The organism is Actinomadura keratinilytica (genome assembly GCF_039539665.1).
Taxonomy (GTDB): Bacteria; Actinomycetota; Actinomycetes; order Streptosporangiales; family Streptosporangiaceae; genus Spirillospora; species Spirillospora keratinilytica.
The window spans coordinates 1-14,172 of the sequence record NZ_BAABDO010000063.1 but is presented as its reverse complement, the minus strand read 5'-3'; the positions used below and the strand labels follow the sequence as shown (position 1 = coordinate 14,172).

Below are 14,172 nucleotides of genomic sequence, written 5' to 3'. Positions count from 1 at the left end.
GGGGGCCGCGGGCTCCCGCCCGCGGCCCCCGGGGACGTCACGGGTTTCGGGTGATGGTGAAGGTCGTCGTGGTGTTGCGGATGTCCTCGTGGTTGCCGGTCAGCCGCAGGCCGTTGAACGCGGCCGCCAGGTCGGCAGCGAGGTGAGGTTCTCGTAGACGTTTCCGGTCTGCTGCTCGTTGCGGTGGTCGACGGCCGGGAACAGCGCGAAACCGTCGTCTCCGGTGGTGCGGGCCTCGATGTCGCTGCCCCGGTTTCCGCTGATGCCGTTGGTGAGGTTCACCCCGTCCGCCCACATGTTCCGGATCCGCGAGTTCCTGATGACCGAATCGTCCACGTTGGTGCCCCAGCGCAGCGTCATCGAGAAGGAGACCGTGTCGCCGCCGCGCGGGTTGCCGGGGCTCCAGGCGACCGCGCCGGCGACCAGGCCGTAGCCGGGCACCGGCGCGACGGTGAGCCGGGCGGTGCGGGTGTTTCGGTCTCGTTGAGCTCGATGCTGTCGTCCGCGGCGTCGGCCGTGGCGGCGACGGTGTACGCACCGGCGTCGCGGATGCCGGCGGACGCCGTCACCGTGGCGGACGCCCCGGGCGCAGAGCCTCCCGGAACCAGGCGCATGAGGTCCTCCCAGCGCAGCAGCTGCTTGGTCCCCATGGACCCGTCGGTCCAGCGCATGTCCTTGAGCGTCTGCAGGACGGCCCGTCCGGTGGGACTGTTGAACGCGGCCTTCCTGCCGTCGGGCGTGACGACGTCGCCGCCCCGCCCGTACAGCTCGGCGGTGAAGTGCCAGCCGCCGGTGTCGCCCGCGCTGTACTTGCCGTGCCCGACGTACCCGGGGCCCAGCGCGGTGCTCTTCTTGGCCGCCTCGCGGACCTCGGCCCACGTCGTGGGCGGCTTGGTCGCCTCGGCCCTCTGCGGCGGCTGACAGCCCACCGTGATCGTCACCCATTGCGCAGGCATACGACGGATCCACGCAAGCAAGCGTCCACTTTTTGTGCAAACCTTGCAAGCGAACCGCTCCTCGCGGTGCGGGCGGCTCCGCAAGGCGGGCGCCTCCGGACGGCTCGGGGCGAAGGTCCCACGCGGCAGAGCCGTTAGTCCCTGGCCGCGCCGTGCACTCGTCATCTGAGATGTACGGGCCCGTCTGCCGAATGATGGAGTTGCCGCATGACGTCCACCCCCGCCCTGCCGGCGCAAACGGTCGGCAGGCCCGCGACGCGCAAAGGGGCCCTTCTGGTCTCCTGGCTGTCGTCGACCGACCACAAGGTGATCGGCTACCTCTACCTGATCACCTCCTTCGCGTTCTTTCTCATCGGCGGCGTCCTGGCCCTGGTCGTCCGCGCCGAGCTGGCGCATCCGGGAAGCCAGTTCGTCTCCAACGAGCAGTACAACCAGGCGTTCACCATGCACGGCCTGGTCATGCTGCTGCTCTTCGCGACCCCGTTGTTCACCGGGTTCGCCAACGTGCTGATGCCGCTGCAGATCGGCGCCCCTGACGTGGCCTTTCCGCGGCTGAACATGCTGGGCTACTGGCTGTTCCTGTTCGGCGGGCTGATCGCGGCCGCGTCCTTTCTCACCCCGGGCGGCGCGGCCAGTTTCGGCTGGTACATGTATCCGCCGCTGTCGAACGCCGTGCACAGCCCCGGCATCGGCTCCGACATGGGCATCCTGGGCCTCACGCTGGGCGGTTTCGGCACGATCCTTTCAGCCGTCAACTTCATCACCACCATCCTGTGCATGCGGGCGCCGGGCATGACGATGTTCCGGATGCCGATCTTCACCTGGAACGTGCTGCTGACCAGCGTGCTGGTGCTCGCGATCTTCCCGGTGCTGGCGGCGACGCTGCTGGCGCTGGAGTCCGACCGCAAGTTCGGCTCCCACATCTTCGACCCCGAGACCGGCGGCGTGCTGATCTGGCAGCACCTGTTCTGGTTCTTCGGGCATCCGGAGGTGTACGTGATCGCGCTCCCGTTCTTCGGGATCATCTCCGAGATCATCCCGGTGTTCAGCCGCAAACCCGTCTTCGGCTACGTGGGCATGGTGGCCGCCACCCTGGCGATCGCCGGGCTGTCGATGAGCGTGTGGGCGCACCACATGTTCACCACCGGCCAGGTGCTGCTGCCCTTCTTCTCGTTCATGACGTTCCTGATCGCCGTGCCCACCGGGATCAAGTTCTTCAACTGGGTCGGCACGATGTGGCGCGGGAACCTGACCTTCGAGGCGCCGATGCTGTTCGCCGTCGGTTTCCTCGTGACGTTCCTGTTCGGGGGGCTGACCGGGGTGCTGCTGGCCTCCCCGCCCATCGACTTCCACGTCAGCGACTCCTACTTCGTGGTCGCCCACTTCCACTACACGCTGTTCGGCACCGTGGTGTTCGCCATGTTCGCCGGGTTCTACTTCTGGTGGCCGAAGATGACCGGGAAGATGCTGCACGAGGGCTGGGCCAAGGTGCACTTCTGGACCCTGTTCCTCGGCTTCCACGGCACCTTCCTGGTCCAGCACTGGCTCGGCGTCCAGGGCATGCCGCGGCGGTTCGCCGACTACCCCGCCGAGTTCACCACCCTCAACGCCCTGTCCACGGCCGCGGCCTTCCTGCTGGGCGTCTCCACGCTGCCGTTCCTGTGGAACATCTACCGCACCGCCAGGTCGGCACCGAAGGTCACGGTGGACGACCCGTGGGGCTACGGCGGATCGCTGGAGTGGGCCACCTCCTGCCCGCCCCCACGGCACAACTTCAACGCCATCCCGCGCATCCGGTCCGAGCGGCCGGCGCTCGACCTCCACCACCCGCGCGCGGACACCGAACCGCACGAACCCCGGGAGCCGCAGGAGTCGCACGAATCGCGCTGAGGGCGATCGCGTCCGAAGCGCCAAGGGACGGGAGGGCCGGCGGAACCCCTGCGGAAGGCGGGTGCCACCCTGCCCGATCGGACAGGTGTCCCCGGTGGGGCCGGGCGTCTAGCTTTGGCGCAGAATGTGACATACGCGATATCGGGCGAATCCATTCGTTAGATTCGGGTGGAGGCGCGGTGTCGGCGTCACGGCGCGGACGGCTCGGGAGGGGTGACATGTCCCTGATGGTGGGCACGACGGTCGCTCATGACGGCGGTCCTGACGCGCGGTGGAGCCCGGCCGGGCGGGGGGCCGAGGCCGTCCAGCCGTCCGTGCGGCTGGCCAAGTTCCATGTCCCCGAGATCGTCTTCGGGCCGGGGTCGCTGGCCGAGATCGGGCACTGCGCGCTGCGCCTGGGCGGCCGCCGCCCGTTCCTGGTCACCGACCCGGGGCTGATCGAGGCGGGCTGGGCGGACGAGGCGATCGGCCACCTGCGCCGCGCCGGGCTGCGGCCGGTGCTGTGGCACGACGTCACCCCCAACCCCAAGGACCACGAGGTCGAGGCCGGGTTCCGCCGGTACGCCGAGAGCGGCGCCGACGTGATCATCGGGCTGGGCGGCGGGTCCTGCATCGACGCGGCCAAGGGGGTGGCGATCCTGTCGGGCAACGGCGGCCGCATCCTCGACTACGAGGGCGTCGACCAGGTCACCCGCCCGATCCCGCCGACCGTGATGGTGCCGTCCACCTCCGGCACCGGCGCCGACGTGTCGCAGTTCGCGGTCGTCACCGACACCGCCGAGCACATCAAGATCACCATCGTCAGCCGGACCCTGGTGCCGGAGATCTCGCTGGTCGATCCGCGGCTGCTGACCACCATGCCGGGCTGGCTCAACGCGGCGACCGGCCTGGACGCCCTGACGCACGCCATTGAGGCGTTCGTGTCGCGGGCGCACAACCCGCTGACCGACGACCACGCCCTGCACGCGGTCCGGCTGATCGTGGCGAACCTGACCCGCACCCAGGCGCGGCCCGACGACTTCGACGCCCGGCTCGCCATGGCCCAGGCGTCCCTGGAGGCCGGGATGGCGTTCACCAACGCGATCCTGGGCGCCACCCACGCGATGAGCCACCAGGTCGGCGGCCTGCTGGACGCGCCGCACGGGCTGGTCAACGGCGTGCTGCTGCCCCACGTCATCCGGTGGAACGCCCAGGCGTGGCCGGAACGGTTCGTGCCGCTGGCCGAGGCGGCGGGGATCGAGGCCGAGGGCATGCCGCCCTACGAGGCCGCGCTGCTGCTCGCCGAACGGATCCGCACGCTCGCCGACGATGTGGGCGTGCCCAAGGGGCTGACCAGTCTCGGCGTCGTCGAGGGCGACGTCCCCCGGCTCGCGCGCACCACCCTCAAGGACGCCTGCATGGCCACCAACCCCAGGGAGCTGGACGTCCACGATGTGACATCGATGTTCTACGAGGCCCTATGAGCGGCCCGGACCCGACGCACGACCTGGGCGTCCTCACCGGGCTGCGCTCGGGCAAGCGTTCCTTCTACCCGGCCTACGTGCGGTCCACCGAACGCCTGGAACGCACGGTGAAGGCGCTCGACGGCATCTCCCGCGCCCTCGTCCGCACCGCCGAGGGCCCGCGCGCCCTGGTCGAGGCGGTGGTGCGGGCCGCGGCCGAGCACCTGCAGGCGCACTGGCTGCTGCTGGTCGTGGCCGACGGCGCCCTGCGCGCCGCCAGGCCCCGGTTCCTGCTGTACGCCGACGACGTGCTGATCGACGACGAGGCCCGGCTGCTCGCCGAGCCGCGCGAGCACCTGGCGGTGCTGCGGTCCCGGCCCTGGGAGGCGGCGACCTCGGCGCCGGACCGCGCCTGGGTGCGGGCCCCGATGACCCTGGACGACGAGCCGGTCGGCGGGATCGCGGCGCGGCCCGGGCTGGGCGTGGAGGTCGCCGACACCGACCTGGCGATCCTGCGGGTGCTGGCCAACCAGGCGGCCGTCGCGCTGCACAACTCCTACCTGTTCCACGCCGCGACCATGCTGCGCGGCCGGACCGAGGCGCTGTCGGAGGCGGCCGAGCGGCAGGCCCGCGACCTGGCCGCGCGCAACGCCGAGCTGGCCGCCGTGCAGGAGCGGCTGTTCGGTGCGATGCGGCGGCAGGCGCTGGACGACGAACGGCACCGCATCGCGCGGGAGCTGCACGACAGCGTCACCCAGTACGTGCTCAGCGCGGGGATGACCGTCGAGGTGTGCCGGGCGGAGCTGGCGGCGCGGGGCGGGCGGTCCGCCGAGATCGCCGAGCAGCTGGCCGTCGCCAAGGACCTCAACCGGCAGGCCGTGGAACGGCTGCGCGCCGCGATCTACGCGCTGCACCATACCTCCGAGGAGCCAGCCGGGCCGCTGCCGGTGATGCTGCAGCGGCTGTCGACCGTGCACCTGCCGACCGACCTGGACGTGCGGGTGCGGGTGGAGGGCGGCCCGGTGCCGCTGCCGCCGCACGCCGAGCAGTCCGTGCTGCGGCTGGTCGGGGAGGCGCTGTTCAACGCCGCCGCGCACGGCAAGGCCAACCGGGCGCTGGTCCGGCTGCGGTACCGGCCGGCGGCCGTCACCGTGAGCGTGTCCGACGACGGGACCGGCGACCCCGCCCAGCTGCGCCGCGCGCTGCGGCTGTCGCGGGCCGCCGACCTGTCGGGCCGCCACCGCGGGCTGACCAACATGGTCGTCCGGGCCGAGGAGCTGGGCGGCCGGCTGTCCATCGTCCGGTCGAGGATGGGAGGCGTCATGGTGCGGGTGGAGATCCCGCTGCCGGTGCGGACCGCGGGAGAGGCGGACGATGACCACTGACCGAAGGGCGCGGGCGGGCGCCGCGGGCGCCGTGGCGGCCGTGGAACCCGTGCGGATCGTGCTCGTCGACGACCACGCGATCGTCCGGCACGGGCTGCGGTCGATCCTGGAACGCGAGAGCGACCTGCAGGTCGTGGGGGAGGCGAGCACGGCCGCCGAGGCCGCCGTGGTGGTCGAGCGGACCCGGCCGTCGATCGTCCTGCTGGACCTGAAGCTGTCCACCGGGGCCGACACCGAGGGCCTGGAGCTGTGCGCGCGGCTGACCGAGAGCCACCCGGGCGTCGCGGTGCTGGTGCTGACCACCTTCATCGACGACTCCCTGGTGGTGGAGGCGGTGCGGCACGGCGCCCGCGGCTACGTCGTCAAGGACGTCGACACCACCGAGCTGCTGCGGTCGATCCGCGCGGTCGCCCGCAACGAGTGCGCCTTCGACTCGCACTCGGCCGAGGCGATGATGCGGTCGATGCGGACGGCGCCCGAGCAGCCGAAGTTCACCGAACGCGAGCTGGCGGTGCTGCGGCTCCTCGCGCGCGGCCTGAGCAACCGGGACATCGGCGCGAAGATGTACATCTCGGAGACGACCGTGAAGTTCCACGTCCGCAACATCATGCGGAAGATGGACGCCGGCACCCGCGCGGAGGTCGTCTACGAGGCCACCAAGATGGGCGTGATCTGAAGCCGTCCCCTCAGCCCGCGTCGATGACCAGCCAGCCGCCGTGGTGGTCGTCGACACCGCAGCGGCGGCCCCCGTCGGCCGCGGCGCGTCCCAGGGCGGTGAGGGCGGCGCGGTCGAACACCCGCACATGCCCGTAGGCGGCGGTGGGCTCCTCCTCGTACGGCACGGCCACCACGACCCGCCGCCTGGCGAGCCGCAGCGCCTCGCGCACGACGGCCTCGCCCTGCGCCTCGTCCATGTGCTCCAGGACGTGCACGGCGGTGACGGTGTCCACGCAGCCGTCCGGCAGCGGCACCCGTACGGCGTCGCAGGTCAGCGTGTCCAGCCGCAGGCCCAGCGCATCCGCGACCGCGGCCAGCAGCCGCATCGTGCTCCCGGACAGGTCGGAGGCGATCACCGGGCCGGTGGCGCGCTCGGCGAGCAGCAGGGGCAGGAAGCCGAAGCAGGAGCCCACGTCCAGCACCGCGCCCGGCGGGACCAGGTCCAGGGCGCGCTGGTACACGGGCGCGAACTCGGCGATCGATGAGCGGGCGGAGGGGTCGGGGCTGTGCCAGTACGTCCTGATGCGCGCCAGCGTGTTGGCGTAGAAGGCGCACCAGGAGGTCAGCGGGCCGTCCACGCAGGTGCGCACGATCCCGGTGAAGACCCGCTCGAAGATGTCGGGGCCGGACAGCCAGCCGGGGGCGAACAGCTCGTCGGCCAGCAGCCCGGCCAGGTCGTTGTCGAGCCGCTCCGCGGGCAGCCAGTGGTCGATCTCGATGCGGCGGCCGCGGCGGCGCAGCAGGAAGTGCTCCGTCCGGGCCGCCGGAGCCGCGGCCGAGGCGTCGCCGGCGTCGTCGCGGGGAGGGGCGATGCGGACGACCCGGACGAGGTGGTCGGCGTACACCCCGGGCGGATGCGGCGCGAGGGGGTCGATGCGGTGCGCCGCCGCGGCGAGGGTCTGGGCGGGGTCCTTCATGACCGGCCCGTCGTCCGCTCCGCCATCCGGTGGGCCGTGCGTTCCAGCCCGGACAGGTCCGCGACCACGTGCACGCGGTCGCAGTGCTCGGCGTAGCGCGGCAGGTCGCAGGCGCCCAGGCCCCAGGAGTAGCGGGGCTCGGGGGTGAGCCAGACGGTCTCCCGGACCCGGCGCGTGATCTCCTCGAACGCGTCGAGCGCCGGATCGTTGCCGTTGCCCCTGCCGTCCCCCAGGACGAGGAGGGTGGTCCGTCTGCCGAGCGCGGGGGAGTGCTCGGCCAGCAGCGTCTGGAACGTCCGGCCGTAGTCGGAGTGCGCGTCGGTGTCGAGCAGGCCCCCGTCCGGCAGCCCGTCGAACACCAGTCCCAGCGCCTTCTCCAGGGGGTGCTCGGCGAACAGCTCGGTGATCTCCGTGGGTTCGTCCACGAACGCGAACGAGCGGACCTGCCCGAACAGCGACTGCAGGCCGTGCACCATGTGCAGCGTGAACCGGGCGCTCGCCCGCACTGACAGCGAGACGTCCGCCAGCACCACCAGGCGGGGCCGGTCCTCGGCGCGGGTCACGGTGACGGGCCGGAACGGCACGCCGTCGTAGCGCATGTTCCTGCGCATGGTGCGGGCGGGATGGACGCGTCCGCGCGGGGTGTCGCGCCTGCGGCTGGTCGGGGCGCCGTTCAGGGACCGGCCCACCCGGCGCAGCGCCTCCTCCAGCCGCGTCCGCTCGTGCTCGTCCACGGCCTCGACGCGCGCGCGTTCGGCGATCCGGGCCGACTCCACCGCCATGTCCTCCAGCTCGGCGAGCCGGTCCAGATGGCGTTTCAGCAGCTCCGGCAGATGGTCGACGATCCCGGCCAGCAGCGGGTCCGGGTCGTCGGTGCCGTCGGCGCCCCCGTCGGGACGTTCGGGGACGTCGTGCCCTACGACGGCCAGCTCGGAGTCGATCCGGTGCCCGGTGTCGGGCGCGAGCCGCCCGGGGATCCCCGCCCCGTGCAGGCGCTCGATCTCCAACTGCACCGACGGCGTTCCGCCGGGCCCGGCGGCGCCGCCGTCCTGGGACAGGACGATTTCGTCGGTCAGCGAGGTCAGATCGACCTTGTTGGCCTCCTGGTGCAGGTTGTAGCGCTGGGCGAGGTCCCGCTGGTCGAACAGGTCGCGGATGTCGGCGGGCTTGCCGTGGCTGTGGCCCTGCCGGGGCGTCTGCGACGGCTCGTCGGACACGGTGAACGACTCCAGGGCGCCGGTGTCGGTCAGGCCGTCGTGCTCGTGGCCGTGGCCGTGCCCGTCCGCACCGCCGTCCAGGGGGCGCAGGGAGAAGAACGCCGAGAACAGCTCGTCGAACAGCGCGTCGTCGCGGCGATCCTTGACCAGGGTGATGCGCAGGGCCTCGCGCAGCGCCGCCCGCCCGTCGAGCACGCCCGGCTGGGCGGCGGCGCGCATGGCGTCCATCGCCTCGGTGACCGACACCCGCATCCCGAACAGCCGGAGCGCGCGCACGAACCGGTGAACCGCGGCCTCCATCCCGCCTCCTCCGGTCAGCCGTTGCGGCGGCGGGCGATCGCGGCGAACGCTCGGGCGCCCTGGCCGCCGCCCGGAGCGGCACGGTGCGTCGGCCCCGGCCCCGGCGCCCCGTAGTAGCCCTCGTCGTGGCGGCCGGGAAGGTCTTTGGCGACGCGCACCGCCCGCCCGTCCACCTCGTCCTGGCCGTTGTCGGAGTGCCCGTGCCCGTGGCCATGGCCGTGCCCGTGGCCATGGCCGTGCCCGTGGCCGTGCCCGTGGCCGCGTTCGGGGAGGGTGCGGTTGGGATCGACGAGGCGCGGCAGCACGTCGAGGGCCTGGTTGAGGTCGCGCTCGTACTTCAGCACGACATTGGCGGTCTCCGCGAGAACCTGCGGGTCGAGCTCCTCGACGCCGAGCACGGCCAGGGTGCGGGCCCAGTCGACGGTCTCGGAGATGCTGGGGTTCTTGCGCAGCCGCAGCTCGCGCAGGCCGCGGACGACCCGGACCAGCTCCCGCGCCGCGGCCTCGGGCAGCCCGGTCTGCTTGGCGCGCAGGATCTCCAGCTCCCGCTCGGCGTCGGGGTAGTCGAGGAACAGGTGCAGGCAGCGGCGCTTGAGGGCCGCCGACAGGTCACGGGTGTTGTTGGACGTCAGCACCACGTAGGGCGGGACCTGCGCGGTGAACGTGCCGATCTCGGGCACCGACACCTGGTACTCGGCCAGGCACTCCAGCAGCACCGCCTCCAGCGCCTCGTCCGCGCGGTCCACCTCGTCCACCAGCAGCACCGCGGGCCGCTCGCCGCGGATCGCCTCCAGCACCGGGCGCGGGGCCAGGAACCGCTCGGAGAAGAACACGCTGTCCTGCGCCTCGATCCGCCGCACCGCGGTGGCCAGGTCCGGGGCGTCGGCGGTCAGGTCGCCGATCTTGTCCCGCAGCATCTGCGTGTAGAGGAGCTGCTTGCCGTAGTCCCAGTCGTACAGCGCGCGGCTCTCGTCCTGCCCCTCGTAGCACTGCAGGCGCAGCAGGCGGCGACCCGTCACGGCCGCCAGCGTCTTGGCCAGCTCGGTCTTGCCGACGCCGGCCGGTCCCTCCAGCAGGACCGGCTTGCCCAGGCGGGCCAGCAGGAACACGGTCGTGGCCAGGCGGCGGTCGGTGATGTAGCCGTGGGCGGCGAACCGGTCGGCGACCTCGTCGACCGAGCCGAACTCCTGCGGCGTCTCGTCGGGATGCTGGGGCGTGTCGGGCACGGCTCCTCCGTCCGGGGATGGGCGCTGGGATCTGGTGTGCGGGGTGGGAGGGGAGGTGCACGGCGCGCCGTGCACCTCCCCTCCCACGCGCGTGCAGGGGATGCGGGGTGTCGCCTGACGGCCGGTCAGCCGAGCAGGTCGTCCAGGTCCCCGGTCATGCAGTGTTCGACGACGGGCCGGACCGTCTCGAACGTGCACTCCTTGGCGTTGCCCGGCGTGCACGCGTCGCCGAGGACGTGGTTGGTGATCCGGTCGACGTCGGCGGCGTCGCCCTTGATCTCCTTCGCCCGCTCGTAGAACTTCGTCGGGCCCTGCCCCAGCCGGTTCTTGCTGTAGGTGTCCTGCCGGACGTCCACGAACTTCTCCGGGATGCCGACGTCGCGCAGCAGCCGGATGCCCGCGGCCAGCGCCGCCTCGGCGGCCTGCACCTTGGTCATGCCGTGCGTGTCGACGCCCATCGCCTCGGCGATGTCGGCGAACCGCTCGTAGTGCGCGGGCATGTTGAACGCCCACACCCGGGGCAGCGCGATGGCGTTGTTGAGCCCGTGGTGGGTGTCGTAGAACGCGCTGACCGCGTGCGAGATGGAGTGGATGATGCCCAGGCCGCCGGAGTTGAACGCCTGCGCCGCGATGTACTGCGCGTACATCATGCCCTCGCGGCCGGCCAGGTCCTGGCCGTTCCACACCGCCTGGCGCAGGTGCCGGGCGGTGAGCCTGATCGCGTGCAGCGCGTTGCCCAGCGACGGCTGGAAGTTCAGCCGCGACACGTAGGGCTCGGAGGCGTGCGCGAGCACGTCGAACCCGCACTGCGCGGTGTAGTCCAGCGGGCAGTCGTAGTAGAGGGTCGGGTCGTCGATCGCGAGCGTGGCCACGCAGGCGTCGTCGAACGCCACGTACTTGTGCGGGTTGTCGGGGTCGGTGGTGGTGTCGGTGATGACGTAGGCCCAGGACGTCTCCGAACCGGTCCCCGCCGTGGTGGACACCGCGATGTGCGGCGGGTTCTGCGGGTTCTCCGACTTGTTGAAGCCCTCGAACTCGTTGATGTTGCGGCCGTCGTGGGCCACCGAGACGCGGGCGCCCTTACAGGCGTCGTGCGAGGACCCGCCGCCGATCGACACGAACGAGTCGCACTTGTTCTCCTGGTACAGCGCCACGGCGTCCATGACGTTGTAGTCCTTGGGGTTGGACTCGACCTTGTCGTACACCACGACCTCGAGTCCGTGGTACTTCATCGACTCCACGATCTTCTGCACGGTGTCGCTGCCGCGCAGGCCCGTGGTCATCACCAGCGTCCGGCGGAATCCCAGCTTCTTGGCCTCGGGGCCGATGAGCTCGTGCGCGCCCGGACCGAGCAGGGCCCGGGGGAAGGGGTGGAACTCCTTGATGGGGAAGGGCTTGAGCAGTTCTTCGACTTGCATGGTGCCGCATTCCTCTCTGTGGGGTGGGCTGCGCGTGTGCTTCACCTTCTGGGGCGCCGGGCCGCGCCGGTACCGGTCGTCCGGATGGAAGCCGGGCACGGCGGGAGGGGCCGCCGCCTACCCGACCGGACAGGGGGGAGAGGGCCGGAAGCAGGGCGAGCTCCCGGCGCCGCCCGGCCTAACGTCGTGTCCCGGCCGTTTGAGCCCGTCGGCACCGGTCGGGCCGGCGCACACCTTGGGAGGCATTCGATGCAACGGGATATCCGCCACGCCGAGCAGGCACGCCAGAACGACGCCGACGGCGCCGCCGCGATCGACCCCGACGACCTGGCCGAGGAGCTTCTGGTCGAGGAGGTCTCCATCGACGGCATGTGCGGCGTCTACTGAGGGCCGGACGATGCCCTCGCCCACGCCCTCCGCGGCACGGGCGGCCTCCGGTGCCCCGGCCGGCGCCGGGGTGCCGGACGGCCCCGACGCGGCCTTCGACACCGGCCGGCCGTACCGGCTGAGCCCGTCGGTCGCGCTGCGGCCCGAGCCGTTCGGAGCGCTCGCGTACCACTTCGGAAACCGGCGGCTGTCGTTCCTGAAGGCGCCCGAACTGGTGGAACTCGTCCGGCGCCTGGAGCGGTACCCCTCCGCCGGGGACGCCCTCGCGGGCGTCCCCGGCGCACGGCGCGACGCCTTCCGGCGCGCGCTCGCCTCGCTGGCCGCGGCCGGCATGATCGTCCCCCGCTAGGGGGCCCACGGGAGTGCGGTGATGACCACCCTTCACGACCTTCCGCGCGCCGCGCGCGTCCCCGCCCTGGCCGAGCAGTTCACCGGCGGTCTGGCCGCCCCGATCTGCCTGACCTGGGAGTGGACGTACGCGTGCAACCTGTCCTGCACGCACTGCCTGTCCTCGTCCGGGCGGCGCGATCCCCGCGAGCTGTCCACCGCGGAGATCGAGGCCGTCATCGACGAGCTGGAACGGATGCAGGTGTTCTACATCAACGTCGGCGGCGGGGAGCCCACCGTCCGCGCCGACTTCTGGCACCTGCTGGACTACGCCATCGACCACCACGTCGGCGTGAAGTTCTCCACCAACGGGGTGCGGCTGAGCCCCGAGCGGGCGCGGCGCCTGGCCGCCACCGACTACGTCGACGTGCAGATCTCCCTGGACGGCGCGACCCGCGAGGTCAACGACGCGGTGCGCGGCCCCGGCGCGTACGACATGGCGGTGCGGGCGATGGAGAACCTCGCCGCCGCCGGGTTCGCCGACTTCAAGATCTCTGTGGTGATGACCCGGCGGAACGTAGCGCAGCTGGACGACTTCGCCGCCATCGCCGACCGGTACGGGGCGCAGCTGCGGATCACCCGGCTGCGGCCGTCCGGGCGCGGCGCCGACGTGTGGGACGAACTGCACCCCACGGCCGACCAGCAGCGCGAGATCTACGCCTGGCTGCTCGACCACGGCGACCGGGTGCTCACCGGGGACTCGTTCTTCCACCTCAACGCGCTCGGCTCGGCGCCGCTGCCGGGGCTGAACCTGTGCGGTGCGGGACGGGTGGTCTGCCTCATCGACCCGGTCGGCGACGTGTACGCCTGCCCGTTCGCCATCCACGACGCGTTCCGGGCGGGCAACGTCCGCTCGCCCGGCGGGTTCGCGCGGGTGTGGCGCGAGTCGCCGCTGTTCGCCGGGCTGCGGCGGCCGTCGTCGGAGGGAGCGTGCGTGCAGTGCTCGGCCTACGACGCGTGCCGGGGCGGGTGCATGGCCGCGAAGTTCTTCACCGGCCTGCCGCTGGACGGGCCCGACCCCGAGTGCGTCAAGGGCCACGGCGAGACGGCCCTGCGGTCGGTCGACCCGGCCGCGCTGCCGCGCCAGGGCAACGACCACTCGCGCCGCACGGTGGTCCTGGGCATGCCCGGCGTCCGGGCCGCCCGCCCGGCCCGCTTCTGCGACGAGAGCCCGCTGGCCGGGATGGAACCGGCGTGAACCCGCATGACAGGGGAGGAAGGTCATGAGCGGTTGGTTCGAGACGGTCGCGCACGCGCAGCGCCTGGCGAAGAAGCGGCTGCCCCGATCCGTCTACAGCGCGCTGCTCGCCGGGTCGGAGAAGGGCGTGTCCTACGACGACAACACCGCGGCGTTCGCCGAGCTGGGGTTCGCGCCGCACGTGGCGGGCCTGTCGGAGAAGCGCGACCAGACCACGACGGTCATGGGCGAGCAGATCTCCCTGCCGGTGATCATCTCGCCGACCGGGGTGCAGGCGGTGCATCCCGACGGGGAGGTGGCGGTGGCGCGGGCGGCGGCGGCCCGGGGCACCGCGATGGGCCTCAGCTCGTTCGCGAGCAAGCCGCTGGAGGAGGTGGTGGCGGCCAACCCGCGCACGTTCTTGCAGATGTACTGGGCGGGCGGCAAGGACGCCATGGAGCGCCGCGTCGAGCGGGCCCGGCAGGCGGGGGCCAAGGGACTGATCGTCACCCTCGACTGGTCGTTCTCCTACGGCAGGGACTGGGGCAGCCCCCGCATCCCCGAGCGGCTGTCCCTCAAGGAGATGGTGCGTTTCGCGCCCGAGGCCGTCACCCGCCCGCGCTGGCTGCTCGGCTACCTCAGGTCCCGGACCCTACCCGACCTGACCACGCCCAACATGGCCGAGCCCGGCCAGGACCCGCCCACGTTCTTCGGCGCCTACGGCGAGTGGATGCAAACCCCTCCGCCCTCGTG

14 protein-coding genes are annotated in these 14,172 nt (G+C 72.2%); 8 read left to right on the top strand and 6 right to left on the bottom strand.

Features of this window, described 5'->3' with window-relative positions; translation table 11 throughout:
* Window positions 1-99: 99 nt before the first annotated feature.
* Complete coding sequence (locus tag ABD879_RS19705) at window positions 100-360, bottom strand: hypothetical protein (RefSeq protein ID WP_345022954.1); 261 nt, start codon at window positions 358-360, stop codon at window positions 100-102.
* The gene (locus ABD879_RS19700) at window positions 357-941 is read right to left on the bottom strand and encodes an extracellular solute-binding protein (protein WP_345022953.1); all 585 of its coding nucleotides are present in this window, start codon (window positions 939-941) and stop codon (window positions 357-359) included. The genes ABD879_RS19705 and ABD879_RS19700 overlap by 4 nt, the downstream gene beginning before the upstream one ends.
* Before the next feature lie 222 nt (window positions 942-1,163).
* Here ABD879_RS19700 and ctaD point away from each other — a divergent pair, with 222 nt between their 5' ends.
* From ctaD to ABD879_RS19680, 4 genes are all read left to right on the top strand, one after another.
* Entirely contained in the window at window positions 1,164-2,846 is a 1,683-nt protein-coding gene (gene ctaD / locus ABD879_RS19695) for an aa3-type cytochrome oxidase subunit I (RefSeq protein ID WP_345022952.1), read from the top strand.
* Between the two features lie 218 nt (window positions 2,847-3,064).
* On the top strand, window positions 3,065-4,309 hold the full coding sequence (locus tag ABD879_RS19690) for an iron-containing alcohol dehydrogenase (protein WP_345022951.1): 1,245 nt from the start codon (window positions 3,065-3,067) through the stop codon (window positions 4,307-4,309).
* Window positions 4,306-5,673 (top strand): MadS family sensor histidine kinase, encoded by a 1,368-nt coding sequence (locus ABD879_RS19685; protein ID WP_345022950.1) that lies wholly within the window; start codon window positions 4,306-4,308, stop codon window positions 5,671-5,673. The genes ABD879_RS19690 and ABD879_RS19685 overlap by 4 nt, the downstream gene beginning before the upstream one ends.
* Entirely contained in the window at window positions 5,663-6,349 is a 687-nt protein-coding gene (locus ABD879_RS19680) for a MadR family response regulator transcription factor (protein ID WP_345022949.1), read from the top strand. The genes ABD879_RS19685 and ABD879_RS19680 overlap by 11 nt, the downstream gene beginning before the upstream one ends.
* 10 nt (window positions 6,350-6,359) lie before the next feature.
* Here ABD879_RS19680 and mftM read toward each other — a convergent pair whose 3' ends face one another.
* From mftM to mdo, 4 genes are all read right to left on the bottom strand, one after another.
* A complete protein-coding gene (mftM, locus tag ABD879_RS19675) occupies window positions 6,360-7,307 on the bottom strand; it encodes a mycofactocin oligosaccharide methyltransferase MftM (RefSeq protein WP_345022948.1) in 948 nt (315 codons plus the stop codon).
* Window positions 7,304-8,824 carry a VWA domain-containing protein gene (locus tag ABD879_RS19670; protein WP_345022947.1) on the bottom strand — a complete coding sequence of 507 codons (1,521 nt, stop codon included), beginning with the start codon at window positions 8,822-8,824 and terminating at the stop codon, window positions 7,304-7,306. The genes mftM and ABD879_RS19670 overlap by 4 nt, the downstream gene beginning before the upstream one ends.
* A gap of 14 nt (window positions 8,825-8,838) precedes the next feature.
* The gene (locus ABD879_RS19665; RefSeq protein ID WP_345022946.1) at window positions 8,839-10,050 is read right to left on the bottom strand and encodes an AAA family ATPase; all 1,212 of its coding nucleotides are present in this window, start codon (window positions 10,048-10,050) and stop codon (window positions 8,839-8,841) included.
* A gap of 125 nt (window positions 10,051-10,175) precedes the next feature.
* The gene (mdo, locus tag ABD879_RS19660; protein WP_345022945.1) at window positions 10,176-11,468 is read right to left on the bottom strand and encodes an NDMA-dependent methanol dehydrogenase; all 1,293 of its coding nucleotides are present in this window, start codon (window positions 11,466-11,468) and stop codon (window positions 10,176-10,178) included.
* A 249-nt stretch (window positions 11,469-11,717) separates the two neighbouring features.
* Between mdo and mftA the strand changes: the two genes are divergently transcribed.
* From mftA to ABD879_RS19640, 4 genes are all read left to right on the top strand, one after another.
* Window positions 11,718-11,855 (top strand): mycofactocin precursor MftA, encoded by a 138-nt coding sequence (mftA, locus tag ABD879_RS19655; RefSeq protein ID WP_345022944.1) that lies wholly within the window; start codon window positions 11,718-11,720, stop codon window positions 11,853-11,855.
* Between the two features lie 10 nt (window positions 11,856-11,865).
* Window positions 11,866-12,204, top strand: a complete 339-nt coding sequence (gene mftB / locus ABD879_RS19650; protein ID WP_345022942.1) for a mycofactocin biosynthesis chaperone MftB — start codon at window positions 11,866-11,868, stop codon at window positions 12,202-12,204.
* 21 nt (window positions 12,205-12,225) lie between these two features.
* A complete protein-coding gene (mftC, locus tag ABD879_RS19645) occupies window positions 12,226-13,440 on the top strand; it encodes a mycofactocin radical SAM maturase (RefSeq protein ID WP_345022941.1) in 1,215 nt (404 codons plus the stop codon).
* A 25-nt stretch (window positions 13,441-13,465) separates the two neighbouring features.
* A partial coding sequence (locus tag ABD879_RS19640) for an alpha-hydroxy-acid oxidizing protein (protein ID WP_345022940.1) occupies window positions 13,466-14,172 on the top strand: 707 nt, incomplete at its 3' end.